Below are 15740 nucleotides of genomic sequence, written 5' to 3'. Positions count from 1 at the left end.
TTGAAAAGGTCGGGCTCTCTGCGGTTGGAAAGGGCGGGCTCACGGCCTTGCAGCGAGTCCGAGCCGTTCATACCAGAGCTTGACGCCGGCGAGAACCTTGTCGTCCAGCGCTTTCTCAAGGTTTCGACGTACGCGCGGCAGGAAGCGGAGATGATGGGTGCGGCCGGTGCGCGCGGCATACTCGACAAAGCGGCCGAGGATTTTGGCATTGCGCTGGGCGCCGAGGATCGCGACGCGCTCTGCGAAGTCGACCGCGTCGAAGCCGGAATCGTGGAGTCTCCGACGATCCACATAGGCGGCGGTCATTGCCGCCGCGAGTTCATCGGGAATGTCGACACGGGCATCCGTGACGAGAGCCGCGAAGTCGTAGGCTGAAGAGCCGAGCAACCCGTCCTGGAAATCGATCAATCCGATGGCATCACCCGAGGTCTGCCAGAGGATGTTGGGCGAGTGGTAGTCGCGCAGCACCAACTGGGCCTGGTCATCATCGAAGCGGGAAAGAAGTCCGTCCCAGAGATCATTCCACTCGGCAAGGGCGTCGGCTCCGAGCGACGCACCGGTCAGGTGTGGGACGTACCAGGTGGCGAAGAGGCCCACCTCCGTCGCCAGGGCTCTTCGGTCGTAGCGTGGCATCGGCCAGCGACCACCGGCGTCATCGACGGCGACGTCAGGCCAGGCTACGACCGCGAGGTCGGCGAGCCGCCGGGCAGCGACGAGGTAGCGTTCGGGGATCGGCACGCCGTCGCGCACGATGCCATCCGACCCGAGATCTTCGACCAGCATCAGTCGCCGCTCGGCGTCGCGATCGAGAACGCGCGGGCTGCGGAAGCCGTTGCGACGCAGCGTGTCGGCAATGGCCGAAAAGGCGATGAGACTATCGGCGAGGTGAACGATCTCCTCGTAACGGTCGTCGTCGGCTCGCTTCAGGTAGGCGCGCCAGGCTGGCCAGCGCATCACGACCGCGGCCTTTTCGCCGACCGTCGCTCGCTCGAAACTGCGTGTCGAGGCGTCGCCATGCAAATGCCGCCGTTCGGCGCCTGCCAAACCTGATCGGTCGAGAAGATCGCGAACGCCGAAGGTCTCGTCGAGCCTCTCCGCCCAGCTGTTCCCGTGCGCTTCCAGCGAGAAACGGCGCCCATTGAGGCCATCGCCCTCGGAGATGACGACGTCGAGTCGCTCCGCCGGCAACTCGTCACCGGCCCGGTCGGGCCACTCGATCAGCGAAAGGCCTTCCCCGACGGCTTCGGAGAAGCCGATTTCGATAAGCTCGTCGGGATCGGCGAGACGATACAGATCGAAATGATGGACGGGGAAGCGGCCGGTCTCGTAGCTCTGCAGCAGCGTGAAGGTCGGGCTGGGCACCTCAAGGTCGGGCTCGCCGGCAAGACGCCGGACAACGGCGCGGGCGAAAGCGCTCTTTCCCATGCCGAGGTCGCCGTAAAGAGCGACGACGTCGCCCGGGCGGGCGATGGCGGCAATGTCGTCGGCGAGGCGAAGCGTACCAGCCTCGTCGGCCACGTTCACGGTTCGGCGAAGTGGCGAGCTCATCGCAGCGGCGCTCACTCGGCCGCTTCGGCGATACTGGGGTTTATCGGCAACCGGCAGACCACCCGCGTACCGACACCGATCTTGGAGGTGATCTCGACGCTGCCCTTGTGCAGCTCGACGAAGCTCTTGACGATGGACAGGCCCAGGCCCGGACCGCGCCGACGAGCGCCGTTGGTGCGGCTCTCGAAGCGCTCGAACACTGCCTGAAGGTATTCGTCGGGAATGCCTCGGCCATGATCTTCGACGGTGAACGAGACTTCCTCCCCGGTCCGCCGGCAGGAGAGCGACACCGCGCCACCGTCGTCGGAGAAGGCGATGGCGTTGGACAGGAGGTTGTAGAGCACCTGGCGGATGCGCTTCTCGTCGGCGATGAACGAGCCGATGTCAGCGGGAACGTCGAGCTTCAGGTCGATGTGCGCCTCGGCGATCCGGTCGCGAAGACCGGTGGTGGCCGCGTCGACGGTCGAGGGGATGTCCACCTCGCCGAGGTCGAGTTCGATGATGCCCGCATCGACGGTGGCGAGATCGAGGATGTCGTTGATGATGGCCAGGAGCGCCGTCGACGAGTCCATGATGTAGCCGGTATATTCCCGCTGCTTGATGTTGAGCGGGCCGGCGTTGTCGTCGGCGAGCAGCTGCGCGAAACCGATGATGTTGGTGAGCGGTGAACGCAGCTCGTAGGAAACGTGCTGGATGAAGGCGTTCTTCAGCTGGTCGGCTTCCTCGAGCGCCTCGTTCTTCTCCGTGAGGGCCCGCTCGACGTTCACCGAATCGGTGACGTTGACGAAGGTGATCAGTGTTGCACCATCCGGCAGCGGAACGGTGGTGAAGTCGATGACCCCGCCGTCGCGGCGATCGAGCCGGCCGGTGAGGCGGTTGCGGCTGTCGGCGAGGCCGGCGACGGCGAGGCGGACCTGGTCCCACGCTTCGCGGTTGCCGTGGGTGGCCATGCAGTGGCCGACAACGTCATTGATATGCGGCCGACCGGCCAGCATTTCGTCGGAGAGTCTCCAAAGGCTGCCAAAGGCCGGATTGGACAGGCGAAGACGCCCGTCGGAGCCGAACACCGCCACGCCTTCGGAGAGATGGTCGAGCGTCTCGCCCTGCACGCGTGTCAGCGCGTTGTAGCGGCTCTTGAGTTCGATCTGCTCGGTGACGTTTTCGTAGACATAGGTGACGCCGCCCTGCGGGTGCGGGTTGGCGATGACACGCAACGTCTGGCCCGTCGGCAGGTGCCACCAGCTCTCGCGAGCCTCCATCGCCTGATAGGCCGAAAGCTGCTCGCGCTTCCATGTGCGGAAATCGGCCTGTTCGGGCAGTTTGCGGGACACGCGCAACTGATCGAGAACGGCCGCGTCGTCCGGGCCGGATTCGAGGAAGGCGGTGTCGAGGTCGAACAGGGCGCGATAGGCGGCGTTGTAGAACTTGAGCCGCTTGTCGGCGCCGAAGATGGCAACGGCGGTGGCCAGCTGGTCGAGCGTGCGGGCGTGGCTGTCGATGGTCCGGCGCAGTTCCACCTGAGCCTGTTCCAGCTCGGACACGTCCGTGGCGATGCCGGCGCTGCCGGAAGACGTTTCGACGTCGACGACGTCGAACACACGCCGGGCGCCACCCACCACGACCGAGAGACGTTTCTCGAATACCGGTGCGGTCTGGCGGCTGTCCGTGATCGCCTTGCGAGCAGCGGTGTCGAGAAACTCGGCGCCGACGGCCACTGCCTGCGTCGCGCTCGCCACTTCGACGGCGCGGGCATAGGCGGCGTTGACCCAGACCAGACGGCCGGACTTGTCGCGCGTCCAAGCCGGCATCGATACCTTGTCGATCAGCCCCTCGAAGGTTTCGACGAGGGTCCGCTGCCGTTCGAACCGCTCGGCGAGCTCGGCATATTGCTGGCGTTCACGGGTGAGATTGCGAAAACGGATGAAACACCGAGAACCGTTGACCCGCCCGGCCGCCTCGATATGAACGCCGGTGGTGGTGGTCAGCACGTCGAGGAACGCCTCGCCATCGGTGCGCAGGGAGCGGGTGCGGGCCTCGAGAAGCTGGGCGGAGGCCGGCTCAAGCCATTGGCCGAAGGCAAGGAAGCCAACCTGGCTGCGCGGCACGCCCGAGGCTTCCGGCAGCGACCCCATGACCTTCGGCGCCTCGTCGCGGGAGCCCCAGATCACGGTGCGCTGGTCGTCGGCATTGAGCGCGGCTTCGGTGCGGTCGGCGGCGAGTTTCAGGTCGGCGTTCTCGCGCAGCAGGCGCTCGCGATCCTCTTCTGCCATGCGGCGCGCCCGGATCAGGGCGGCGGCCGAGACCACGGCAATGCAGATCGCCGATACGAAAGCCGACAGGGCGGCCACCTGAAGCGGCTCGAAATAGATCGAGCCATCGGCGCCGAACTTGATGGCCTGGGCGAGCGCCGGGCTCGCAGCCACAGGTGACAGGATGGTCGAGAGCAGGGCGATCTTCCCGACATGCCCCACAAACGGCAATCGTGTCCGGCCCAGCCCCGGCATGCACATGTCCCCTTTTTGGCCGCATCAACAAAAGGGTGTGCCGCCTGAAGAGAGGCCCACCCCGAACCGGCGCGTGCCCCACCGCCGATCCGAATCACCTCAAAATACCGCCTTTCAGGAGGGGCAAAAAGAGTCGTGGCCGGCCGGCTCGGCGCATCGGTGCGCAACCGGTCTCCGAATGGCGAATGTTCGCAGAACGTTCCGGCATTCTGTCGCCTCGGCAAATGGCCAGAGGGAGTCGATAACCATGGGTAGGGTGGCGCCATGGGACTGACCGGACTCGCCTTATGCGGTTCGGCCTGCATCTTTTTCTTAACGTCTCGTAAATGCGGGCAGGTTGACCCGGAAAAATCCGCATATGTGGAACAGCTGTGGATAAGGCTTTGCCGACAACAAAATGCCCGCCCGATCCCCTGGGGGAGCGGACGGGCAGCAGGAGCGATCGAACGCGCTGTTAGTAGCGGTACATGGCCGACTTGAAGGGGCCGGTCGTCTTGACGCCGATGTAGTCGGCCTGCTCGGTCGTCAGCTTGGAGAGCTTGGCGCCGAGCTTGGCAAGGTGCAGCTGGGCGACCTTCTCATCGAGGTGCTTGGGCAGCACGTGCACCTTCTTCTCGTACTTGTCGCCACGGGTCCAAAGCTCGATCTGGGCCAGCGTCTGGTTGGAGAAGGAGGCGCTCATCACGAAGCTCGGGTGTCCGGTGGCATTGCCGAGATTGACGAGGCGGCCTTCCGACAGAAGAACGATCTTCTTGCCGTCAGGGAACTCGACGAGGTCGACCTGCGGCTTGACGTTCTTCCACTTGAAGTTCCGGAGCCCGGCAACGTCGATCTCGTTGTCGAAATGGCCGATGTTGCAGACAATGGCCATGTTCTTGAGCTTGCGCATGTCATCGACGGTGACGACATGAAGGTTGCCGGTGCAGGTGACGATGATGTCCGCGCGATGGATATCATCCTCCAGCGTGACCACCTCGAAGCCGTCCATGGCAGCCTGCAGGGCGCAGATCGGATCGACTTCGGTGACCAGCACGCGGGCGCCGGCGCCAGCCAGCGACTGGGCCGAGCCCTTGCCGACGTCGCCATAGCCGCAGACGATGGCGACCTTGCCGGCCATCATCACGTCGGTGCCGCGACGGATGGCGTCGACCAGGCTCTCACGGCAGCCGTACTTGTTGTCGAACTTCGACTTGGTGACGCTGTCGTTGACGTTGAAGGCCGGCCAGGGCAGCTCGCCACGCGTTTCCATCTGGTAGAGGCGCATGACGCCCGTCGTCGTCTCTTCGGAGACGCCGCGAATGTTCGCCTTGGCGCGCGAATAGAAGGTCGGATCCTTGGCAAGGCGCGCCTTGATGGTCGCGAAGAGCTCTTCCTCTTCCTCCGACTTCGGATCGGCGAGAACGGACGGATCGCTTTCCGCCTTGGAGCCGAGCGTGACAAGGAGCGTCGCGTCGCCGCCGTCGTCCAGGATCATGTTGGCGGTCTCGCCGTTGCCCCAGTCGAGGATGCGGTCGGTATAGCTCCAGTAGTCGCTGAGGCTCTCGCCCTTCACCGCGAACACCGGGATGCCGGCGGCCGCGATAGCGGCGGCGGCGTGATCCTGCGTCGAGAAGATGTTGCAGGACGCCCAGCGGACATCGGCGCCGAGCGCCTTCAGGGTTTCGATCAGCACGGCCGTCTGGATGGTCATGTGCAGCGAACCGGCGATGCGGGCGCCCTTGAGAGGCTGGGCGGCGGCATATTCGGCGCGCACCGACATCAGGCCGGGCATCTCGATCTCGGCCATGTCGAGTTCAGTGCGGCCCCAGTCGGCGAGCGAGATGTCCTTGACGATGTATTCCTTGGCGACCATCGACGGATCTCCGGGTGCGAGGGTGGGAAGAGTGTTCTGATTGAAAGCAACGAGGCGGCTTTCGGCCGCCGGTCCGTGTCTTATAGGAGAAGTCGATGTCCAGCGCAATCATGACATAAAGAGATCCTTATATCATGATGAAAGACTCGTGCTCACTTGAAAGCAGCGAGAGCGGCCCTTGCTACGAAAGAGCTGGAGTCGGATGTAAAATCATGCACTAAAGTCGCTCTCTCACGCTTTGTCGCTCCTGGAGGGAACAGGCATGCTTTCCCCATTGCCGGACGAAGATCCGGTCGGTCGGCCACGCCCGAGCGGCGAGGAGGAAAGAACATGAAAATCAAGGCGGTCGTTCTGGAAGGCGTCAACAATATCGCATTGCGGGAGATCGAGGTCCCCGGCACGCTGACGCCGGCGGCCGGCGAGGTTCGGGTCGCCATCAAGGCCGTGGGCATCTGCGGCAGCGACGTTCACTATCTGAAGCACGGCCGCATCGGCGACTTCATCGTCAACGAGCCGATGGTGCTCGGCCATGAAGCTTCGGGCGTGGTGACGGCGGTCGGCGCCAAGGTGTCCCACCTCAGGGTCGGCGATCGCGTCTGCATGGAGCCCGGCATTCCCGATTTCGGCTCGCGCCAGACGCTGGAGGGTCACTACAATCTCGATCCGGCCGTGCGCTTCTGGGCGACGCCGCCGATCCACGGCTGCCTGACGCCGGAAGTGATTCATCCGGCGGCGCTGACCTACAAGCTGCCCGACAGCGTCTCCTTTGCCGAGGGCGCCATGGTCGAGCCGCTGGCGATCGGCGTCTATGCCGCCGCCAAGGGCGCTATCCGTCCCGGTGACATCGCCGTTGTGGCGGGCGCCGGCACCATCGGCATGATGGTGGCCTTCGCCGCGCTGGCGTCGGGCTGTTCGGAGGTGATCGTCAGCGACGTCGCCAAGGCCAAGCTCGACATCATCGCCAAGGTCCCCGGCGTCATCGCCGTCGACCTCACCAGGGAAAAGCTGGCCGACGTGGTCTCGGCGCGGACGGCCGGCAAGGGCGCCGACCTGTTCTTCGAGGCGAGCGGCGCTCCGAAGGCCTTCGACGACATGCTGGACGTGGTGACGCAGGGTGGCCGGGTGGTTCTGGTCGGCATGCCGCAGGACCGTGTGCCGCTGGACGTGGTGGCGCTGGAGGTCAAGGAGATCAGTCTGACGGGCATCTTCCGCTATGCCAACGTGTGGGACCGCACGCTGGCGCTGCTCGGCTCGGGCAAGATCGACCTGAAGCCGCTGATTTCGGCAACCTACCCGTTCGACAAGTCGGTCGAGGCCTTCGAGCGCGCCGCCCAGCAGAACCCTTCGGACGTCAAGGTCCAGATCACGTTCTGAGGACAATCGGAACCGGAAGCTGCCTCGAAGGGCTTCCGGTTCCCGCAAGCGGCGGAGCCGTTGCGCTCGACGCCTGACAGAGCCTGTCTCGGCGTTGACGGCCAAGTCTGCTAGAATTGCCGGCTCGAACGGTTCCGTTGTCCACCAAAGGGAGGCGAAGGTGGGTCAGACAAAGCCCGTTTTGGAGGTGATCGAGGCTCCGCTCGAGCGGACCTTCCGCGTCTATTCGCACGACTATCCCTTCGCCTACTCCGGTTGGCACCATCATCCGGAATACGAATTGCACTTGATCCGGCGCAGCTCCGGCCAGTTCTACGTCGGTACCTATGCCGGCGATTTTGGCCCGGGCAACCTGGTCATGACGGGGCCGAACTTGCCGCACATGTGGGTGTCCGATGGCGCCGACCGTGGCGAGGACGGCCGTATCCGCGATCGCGACCTGGTGCTCCAGATGGGGGCGGGTTTCGCCGAGCGCTGCATGGCTGAGTTTTCCGATTGCGCCGGCCTCTCCACTCTACTCGACGCAACGCGGTCGGGCATCGAGTTCTCCGAGGCCGCCGCCACAGAAGCGGCTGCCCTGATGGAAGCACTGCTCGTCGCGGAGGGATTCGAGCGCATCGCCCTGTTCTTCGAGTTGATGCGCGTTCTGGAGCAGGACGGCGAACGCCGGTCACTCTCGTTGAAGGGAATGGAGCACCAGTGCGCCCAGCCCCGACGGCTCGAACGGATGCTTGCCTACATCGCCGCCAACTTCAACCGCCCCGGTCTCACCTGCCGTGAAGTGGCATCGACGGAGGGCATGGCCCTTCCGGCCTTCTCGCGCCTGTTCGAGCGGCACCTGCGCTGTTCCTGCGCCGAGTACATCAACCATCTCAGGATCTACAAGGCCTGCCAGCTCCTGTCGGAGACCGAGGACATGGTGACCTCGATCGCCATGGATGTCGGCTACGAGACCTTGTCGACCTTCAATCGAAACTTCCTGCGCCTGATCGGGCGTACGCCATCGGCCTTCCGTGCCGAGCGGCGGGCCGGCCCACGAGGCAAGGCCCGCGCTGCGGCATGAGTTGTCAGGCTACTGAAGCCGCCGCCCATCCTCGTCGAACAGGTGCACTGCCGAAAGATCCGGTTTGAGGCCGATGCGGTCTCCGGGTTTGAGCTCGACCCGCTCGCGCAGCACGGCGACCAGTGTCTGGCTTCCACAGCGGGCGAGCACCTGCGTTTCGGCGCCGGTCGGCTCGAGGACTGCCACTTCGGCGCGAAAGCCGGTCTCGTCGAGCATCAGGTGTTCGGGGCGGATGCCGTAGGTGACCGCACCTGTCCGGGCCGTGGGCGGCAGTGGCAAAACCGTGCCGTCCTCCGTGACGAAGCCGCCATTTTCCACCTTACCCTTCAGGAGATTCATGGCCGGGGAGCCGATGAAGGTGGCGACGAACAGATTGTTCGGCCGGTCGTAGAGTTCGAGAGGCCGGCCGACTTGCTCGACAACGCCGCCCTTCATCACCACGATGCGGTCGGCCATGGTCATGGCCTCGATCTGGTCATGCGTGACGTAGACCGTGGTCGTGCCGAGGCGCTGGTGCAGATCCTTGATCTCGGCGCGCATCTGTACGCGCAGCTTGGCGTCGAGATTGGAAAGCGGCTCGTCGAAAAGGAACACCTGCGGGCTGCGCACGATCGCCCGGCCCATGGCAACGCGTTGCCGCTGGCCGCCCGACAGTTGCTTGGGCAGTCGGTCGAGGTAGGGTTCGAGCGCCAGAATGGCTGCGGCTTCCTTGACGCGCGCATCGATGGCGGCCCTGCTCTCGCCTTTCAGCTTCAGCGCGAAGCCCATGTTCTGGGCCACGGTCATGTGCGGGTAGAGCGCGTAGTTCTGGAACACCATGGCGATGTCCCGTTCCTTCGGCGGCACGTCGTTGACGAGGCGGTCGCCGATGCGAATGTCGCCGTCCGATATCTCCTCGAGACCGGCGATCATTCGGAGAAGCGTCGACTTTCCGCAACCGGATGGACCGACCAGCGTCACGAACTCGCCGTCGGCGATGTCGATGTCGATGCCGTGGATGACCTGATGGTTGCCGTAGAACTTGGCGACGTTGTCGATGGAAACGCTGGCCATGATGTTCCTCCCTGGATCGTATCTAGAGGCCGAGCCGCCAGACGAGTGCGGTGGCGCGTCCTTGTGGCGCGTCGAGGCGAATGGCAGTAATGGGGGCGGGATCGGCGAGCCGCTTGGTTCCGGCGTAGCGCCCGTCGTCGGCGAACACTTCGATCGAACCCCGGTCGAGGAAGACCCGGATCGAGCGCACCTTCGCGCCGGCTGCAAGATAGTGCGGCGACGGCGTGCTGCTTTCCTCGTCCTCGTGGACGATGGCAAGACCATCTGGTCCGGCGACGATGGCGAGCTTCAGCGTCGGATGTGATAGCGTCAGTTCGAACGGCACGCCTGTTTCTTCGAACTCGATGATGATCTCGGCGGTGCCGTTATCGAAGGCCACCGTTTCGCCTGCGGTGAGGCGCCGATCATCGAGAAGCGCCTGTCGCAGGGAGATTGCCGCTTCGATCGGCGGGGTCGCCAGAACGCCATCCTTCAGGAGCAGACGCCGCGGCAATGTCATCGCGGTTGGCCAGTCGGCCGTCTTGACGATGTCCGTCCAGTTGGCGAGCCAGGCGATTCCGACAGGGCCATCCCGGTCGACGAAAGCCTGAAAGCCGTAGGCATCGGTGCCGAAGTCGAGTTCCTGCCGGAACTCCGGCATGAAGCTCTTGCCGTCGAAGCGCCCGACGATACCGAAGGTGAGGTTGCGCCGCCGTGTCGACGGATCGCGGCTCATCAGAAGGCCGAAGATCAGCAGCCATCGGGTGCCGGGATCCGCCGCAGGGCCATCGAGCGGAAGCATGGCTGGGCATTCTCCGACGGTGCGTCCATACTCCCGTTCGCGATGAATGAGGTCCACGAAGCGCCAGCCGGTTGCGCCGGTCGGGTCGTCGGTTTCGTGGAGAAGGATGACGCCGCCGTTCTCATCGCGGCCGCCCAGCAGCATCTTGAGACGCCCGTCAGGGCCCAGGAAGACGTAAGGGTCGCGGTTATCCTCGCCGAGACCCAGCCCCTCCGGCCGGCCGGCCAGCACGACCTGCGGCGTGTCGGCCGTGAGGCCGTCGTGGCAACGCATCGAGCACTGGACTTCCATCTCCGGCTTTCGGGCGTCGATATGGTCGGTGAAAAACGCCCGGAAGCCACTTTCTCCCGGAATGACCACTGCGGAGCCCGAGAAAGCGCCTCCGGCGCCATTGGCTGCGAACACCGCCTCGCCTGGCTCAAGGAACACCGGCAGATGACGCCAGTGAATGAGATCGTCGGAGACGGCGTGGCCCCAATGCATGGCGTGCCAGCGCAGGCGATGCGGGTAGTGTTGATAGAAGAGGTGGGCGCGCCCGTCGAAGCGTCCCAGGCCGTTGGGATCGTTCATCCAGCCGAAAGGCGGCCGGAAGTGATAGCCGTCGGCAAAAGCGGGCGGCGTCGGTGCCGGTCCGGCATGGAGCACGCGAATGCCCCTATCGAGAACCGTCGTCGGATCATAGGCGTAGACGGCCGAGACAATTGCGGTTTCGGGATCGAAGCTGAGACGGTCGAGCGGCTTCGTGAGAACCATGCGATGGCGCTCGAAGGCGTCCGTTCGCCGGCTTATGATCTCGCCGTTGTCGCCCAGTGTCACGACGGCGGGCTCCGAACCCCGGGCCATCAGGAACAGCTCGACGGTTTCGCCAGCCGAGGCCGGAGCAAGGGGGATCGTTTCCGGGCTCGGCTGGCCGGTCTCGGGAACTCTTTGCGACATGATCAACCTTTCACCGCCGAGCCGACGAAGGAGCTGATGAACCAGCGCTGGAAGGCGAGATAGAACACGAGGATCGGGATCATCATCATGACCGAGGCGGCCATGGCCCGGTCCCAGTAGATGCTGTCCTGACCGAAGAAGGTGGCGATGGCGACCGAGATCGGTCGGGCATAGTCGGTCTGGGTGATCAGGATCGGCCAGAGATACTGGTTCCAGGTCTCGATACCCATCAGGATGGAGACGGTGGCGAGCGCCGGCAGGCTGAGCGGAACGAAGATCGACCACCAGGTACGGAAGATCGAGGCGCCGTCGATGGATGCGGCCTCGTAGAGCTCTTTCGGCAACTGCGCGAAGAACTGGTAGAACAGGAAGGTGTAGAGCGGGCTTGCCACGAAAGGCAGGATCTGCGCGGTGAAGGTGTCGGAGAGACCGGCCCGCGACACGATGATCAGCAGGGGCATGATGATGCTTTCCTGCGGGATCACATAGAGCGCGATGATCACCGACAGGATCAATGCCCGCCCCGGCAGGCTGCCCCAGGCCAGGATGAAGCCTGCCATCGAGTTGATGATGAGGCCGAGGCTCACCGTCGAGCCGAGGATGAACAGCGAGTTGCCGAGATAGCGGCCGAAGGCCAGATCGCCGGCGAAGTTGCCGACCTCGCGGAAGTTGTTGAAGGTCGGGTTGTCCACCCAGAAGGCCCGGAAGGATCCCATGTCGGCGAGGATCTGGAAGCGATCGTCCTTCAAGGAGGCGATGAACAGCATGAACAGCGGCGAGATGATCACCAGCGCGATGACGAACACCGAGATCGACTGGACGATGCGATAGCCGTTTGTCGACGTGGCCGACTTGCGAGGGGTAAGGGCGAGATCAGACATCGAAGCGCCTCATGAGCCTGCGCTGGATGAGCGCGATGACCAGGACGATCAGGAACAGAATCACCGACACCGCCGAGGCGTAGCCGAGCTTCTGCTCCTCGAAGCCGGAGCGCACCATGTAGTGGACCACGGTCTCGGTCGACGAGTTCGGACCGCCCTGGGTGAGGATGGCGATCTGCGTGTAGAGCTTGAAGGCCTGGATGGTGGTGATGACCAGAACGAAGACATGGGTCGGCCTGAGTCCCGGCATGGTCACGTGCCAGAAACGACCCCAGCGGCCGGCGCCGTCGATACGGGCGGCATCGTAGAGTTCGTCGGGAATGCCCTGCATGCCGGCGAGGTAGATGATCATCTGGAAGCCATAGGCCTGCCAGGCCGACAAGAGCACGATGGAGAACATCGCCCAGCTCGGGTCGCCCAACCAGTCGATCGGCTGGATGTGACCGCCCGACAGTGTCGTCACGACCTGATTGAGCGGGCCGGTCGGATACTGAAACAACGTGCCCCAGATGACGCAGACCACAACCATCGACGTGATGGCCGGCAGGAAGAACATGCCGCGGAACACGTTCCGGAACGGAATCTTCTGGTTGAGGATCAGCGCCGTCACGAAGGCCAGACCGCACTGCACCGGTAGCACCCAGAGCGTAAAGCGGGTGACGTTCCAGAGCGACGTCCAGAACAGGTCGTCGTTGAGAATGCGCAGGAAGTTCTTGAGCCCGATGAAGCGCACCGGCGTCGGCCGGGGCACCAGCGGCTGGTTGGTCATGGCCGTCCAGAACGACAGCACGAAGGGCGTGATCAGGAAGACGGTCATCAGCACGATCGCCGGTGCCAGCATGCCGATCTCCTGAAGGAAACGCGACCAGCCGACGCGGGCAATGATGGAACGGCGACGCCGCTTCGGAACGGTGGTGAGTGCGGACATGGGGCCCTCGCCGAGCGATGAATGGCAGGAGAGCGGCGCGCGCCCGAAGGGAGGGCGGACGCGCGCCGGCAAGCCGTGCCGGGCGGGCGCGGATCAGCGTGGCCCGGCGTTCCGGCCGCGAGCCTGCTGTCCCGAAGAACGGCGGGCTCGCGGGCAGGACATCAGTTGCCGTCGAACGGCGGGTACCCGTCGTTGTCGGCGATGTCCTCGTCGATCTTCTCCGCGGCGGCCGTCAGCGCCTTTTGGGCGTCCTCGCCGTTGAAGATCTGGTCGACGGCCTGCATGAAGGCGGAGGTGATCGTCGGGTAGGCCGGATGCGGCGGGCGCGGCACGGCCACTTTCGATGCCTGCTCGAAGGCGACGGCCATCGGGCCGCCCTCGGCATAGAGCGGCGACTGGGCAGCGAAGCTCTTGAGGCCGGGATAGGCGCTCTGGCTCACGGCATAGTCGCGATAGTCCTTGTCCTTCAGGAGGAAGCTCAGGAACTTGCCGGCGATGTCGGGATGCTCGGACTGGGTGGTGATCGCCCAGATCCAGGTGCCGTCGGGGCTGGCGCTCTTCTCGCCGAACTTGGGCAGTGGCATGACCACCACGTCGTCCTTCAGCTTGGCGGCGGCTTCGGCGTAGAACCAGTGACCGCCCCAGGCGAGCGCCGCCGGCTGACCTTCGGCGTAGAACTGGTTGGTGCCGGACGACATTGGCACGACCCAGCCGTTCTTCACCCAGGTCTGCATCATGGTCATCGCGTCGACGCAAGGCTGGCTGTCGAGCGTGCCGGTTGCCGTCCAGGTCGTGCGATCGATCAGGTCGCAGCCGAAGGAGTTGAGGATCGGCTGGTAGGCATAGGTCACCCACTCGGTCTTGATGCCATAGCCGCGGAAGGTGTCGATCGGCCACTTGACGCCATCGACCTTGGCCAACTTGGCGAGGTAGTCCTCGAACTCGGCGCGCGTCCAGGCATCGTCCACGGACGTCGGGATGCGGGCGCCGATCTGTTCGAGATACTTCCTGTTGCCATAGAGCACCACCGAGCTGTCGGTGAGACCGATGGCGTAGAGGTCCTTGTCGATCGGGTAGGTGCCCTGAGCGACGTTGGATGCCGTCATGTCGTCAAGGAGGTCCTGGTCGATGTAGCTCTTGATCGGCTTGAGGTAGCCCGACCAGACGTAGTTGGCGAGGAACGGGGCGTCGAGCTCCATGATATCAGGCAGCTGCTTGGACATCACCGCCGACGAGAACTTCTCGTTATAGGCGTCATGTGGCGCATAGATCAGCTCGATATCGACATCCGGATTGGCCGCCTCGAAGCGTTCGGCGACCTTGCCGTAGAGCGCCACCCAGCCGGGATCGCCCTGATGCATCATGCGCACGACGGTCTTGGCGTCGGCGGCGGTGGTGATTGCCATCAGCGCGGTGGTGGCGACAAGAGCGCTAAGTAAACGATTACCCATTGCGAAAGACTCCTCCAATCGTTGGTTTCCTCGCCAGCTCAGACGGAAGCTCGCTCCACGAGCTGGAATGGGAGCAGTTTCAGCCCCCCCTCCGGCGGTTCTGCCGCCTGAAGTATCTCCGCTGCCATCCGGCCCATGGCTCTGTGCGGCAGGGCCATGGTCGTCAGCGGCGGGTCGAGTCGCGTGGCGATGTCGACCTGATTGTCGAATCCCGCAACGGCGACATCGTCGGGAATGCCGGCGCCAATCTTGCGAAGCGCGGCATAGACCTCCATGGCAACGCGATCGTTGCCGCAGAGGATGGCATCGGGCCGGTCAGGACCGGCCATCAGATCGGCAACGTGTTGGGCCACGAGGCTTCGGGCACGGCCGGCGTAAATGGCTCGCTTCACCGCCGGCAACACGGCCACGGGTTCAAGCCCCGCCTCGTCCAACGCTGCGCGAAAGCCGCGTTCGCGCAGCTCGCCGGCCAAGAGTCCCGGCAGGTTGAGGAAGGCGATCTTGCGACGGCCGGCATCGATCAGATGGTTGGTGATGATGTTGCCGGCGCCTTCCTCGTCGGGGACGAGCGAGGCCACACGCCCTGATGCATCGCGGCAGTTGATCATGACGCCAATGCGGTCGGCGACCTCAGGCGGCAGGACGACTTCCTTGTGATACATCGCCGCGTAGCCGATGGCGCGCGGCCGAAAGCGACTGACGTCGTCATAGACCTTGATGATGTCGCGGTCGCCGCCGATGGTGGTGAAGAAAACCGAGAGGTCGGCCTTGCGAGCCGAGTTGTCGAGTCCGCGGATGATCTCTGTTGCAAAGGGGGAAGTGAGCAGTTCGTCGCCGATGATGGCAATCAGCGGCATCCAGCCTTGCCGCATGCTGCGGGCGGCGAAGTTGGTGACGTAGCCGAGCTCTTCGGCGATCTTGCGGATGCGGTCGCGGGTTTCGTCCGCCATGCGGGCCGAGCCGCCATGCAGCGCGCCGGAGACGGTCTTGACCGACACCCCGGCGAGGCTTGCAATATCTTGCAGCGAAACGGCCACGAGCAACTCCCCTCCCCAGGCGCCTTTGTATCCTTCGCAAACGGCTTCCTCGACCGTTTTGCGGCTCGCGCCGTGAGTTATCGTTTACCCAATGCCATTCCGATCCAGTCTTGTCAAGGGAAAGCGAGCCCGCCGTTCGGAGGGGGGCTCGGATTGCGCATGCCTTCTGCTTGGCTCTGCTCGCCTACTCCTTCCAGAGGAAGGCGGCGCCCCTGACGCCCGAGCTGTCGCCGTGCTTGGCCTTGCGGATCGGCGTCGCCACGCTGTCGGAGAAGACCAGCCGGCTCGCCTCGCCCTCCCAGAGGTTGGTGCGGGCCGAAAGCTGCCTGGGA

General features: G+C 64.4%; 11 protein-coding genes. 2 read left to right on the top strand and 9 right to left on the bottom strand.

Annotation, left to right across the window (positions count from 1 at the left end; genetic code table 11):
- Positions 1-39 precede the first annotated feature (39 nt).
- The 3 genes from tsaE to ahcY form a co-directional block, all read right to left on the bottom strand.
- The gene (gene tsaE, locus M4J40_RS18005) at positions 40-1563 is read right to left on the bottom strand and encodes a tRNA (adenosine(37)-N6)-threonylcarbamoyltransferase complex ATPase subunit type 1 TsaE (protein WP_251755804.1); all 1524 of its coding nucleotides are present in this window, start codon (positions 1561-1563) and stop codon (positions 40-42) included.
- Entirely contained in the window at positions 1560-4052 is a 2493-nt protein-coding gene (locus M4J40_RS18000) for a PAS domain-containing sensor histidine kinase (RefSeq protein WP_251755803.1), read from the bottom strand. Before M4J40_RS18000 ends, tsaE begins: the two co-directional genes overlap by 4 nt.
- 454 nt (positions 4053-4506) lie before the next feature.
- The gene (ahcY, locus tag M4J40_RS17995; RefSeq protein WP_251755802.1) at positions 4507-5904 is read right to left on the bottom strand and encodes an adenosylhomocysteinase; all 1398 of its coding nucleotides are present in this window, start codon (positions 5902-5904) and stop codon (positions 4507-4509) included.
- Between the two features lie 336 nt (positions 5905-6240).
- Here ahcY and M4J40_RS17990 point away from each other — a divergent pair, with 336 nt between their 5' ends.
- Both M4J40_RS17990 and M4J40_RS22575 read left to right on the top strand, forming a co-directional pair.
- Entirely contained in the window at positions 6241-7278 is a 1038-nt protein-coding gene (locus M4J40_RS17990; protein ID WP_251756062.1) for an alcohol dehydrogenase catalytic domain-containing protein, read from the top strand.
- A gap of 160 nt (positions 7279-7438) precedes the next feature.
- A complete protein-coding gene (locus tag M4J40_RS22575) occupies positions 7439-8341 on the top strand; it encodes a helix-turn-helix domain-containing protein (RefSeq protein WP_251755801.1) in 903 nt (300 codons plus the stop codon).
- Between the two features lie 9 nt (positions 8342-8350).
- Here M4J40_RS22575 and M4J40_RS17980 read toward each other — a convergent pair whose 3' ends face one another.
- From M4J40_RS17980 to M4J40_RS17955, 6 genes are all read right to left on the bottom strand, one after another.
- Entirely contained in the window at positions 8351-9394 is a 1044-nt protein-coding gene (locus M4J40_RS17980; RefSeq protein WP_251755800.1) for an ABC transporter ATP-binding protein, read from the bottom strand.
- A 22-nt stretch (positions 9395-9416) separates the two neighbouring features.
- On the bottom strand, positions 9417-11111 hold the full coding sequence (locus M4J40_RS17975; protein WP_251755799.1) for a GH32 C-terminal domain-containing protein: 1695 nt from the start codon (positions 11109-11111) through the stop codon (positions 9417-9419).
- Positions 11112-11113: 2 nt separating this feature from the next.
- Positions 11114-11992 carry a carbohydrate ABC transporter permease gene (locus tag M4J40_RS17970; RefSeq protein WP_251755798.1) on the bottom strand — a complete coding sequence of 293 codons (879 nt, stop codon included), beginning with the start codon at positions 11990-11992 and terminating at the stop codon, positions 11114-11116.
- Complete coding sequence (locus tag M4J40_RS17965; protein WP_311134160.1) at positions 11985-12920, bottom strand: sugar ABC transporter permease; 936 nt, start codon at positions 12918-12920, stop codon at positions 11985-11987. The genes M4J40_RS17970 and M4J40_RS17965 overlap by 8 nt, the downstream gene beginning before the upstream one ends.
- Before the next feature lie 161 nt (positions 12921-13081).
- Positions 13082-14371, bottom strand: a complete 1290-nt coding sequence (locus M4J40_RS17960) for a sugar ABC transporter substrate-binding protein (RefSeq protein ID WP_251755797.1) — start codon at positions 14369-14371, stop codon at positions 13082-13084.
- Between the two features lie 38 nt (positions 14372-14409).
- Positions 14410-15408 carry a substrate-binding domain-containing protein gene (locus M4J40_RS17955; RefSeq protein ID WP_251755796.1) on the bottom strand — a complete coding sequence of 333 codons (999 nt, stop codon included), beginning with the start codon at positions 15406-15408 and terminating at the stop codon, positions 14410-14412.
- Positions 15409-15740: the final 332 nt, after the last annotated feature.

This window comes from Pleomorphomonas sp. JP5, assembly GCF_023721815.1.
Classification (GTDB): domain Bacteria; phylum Pseudomonadota; class Alphaproteobacteria; order Rhizobiales; family Pleomorphomonadaceae; genus Pleomorphomonas.
The sequence above is the reverse complement of the archived record's forward strand: the minus strand, read 5'-3'. Positions and strand labels throughout refer to the sequence as shown.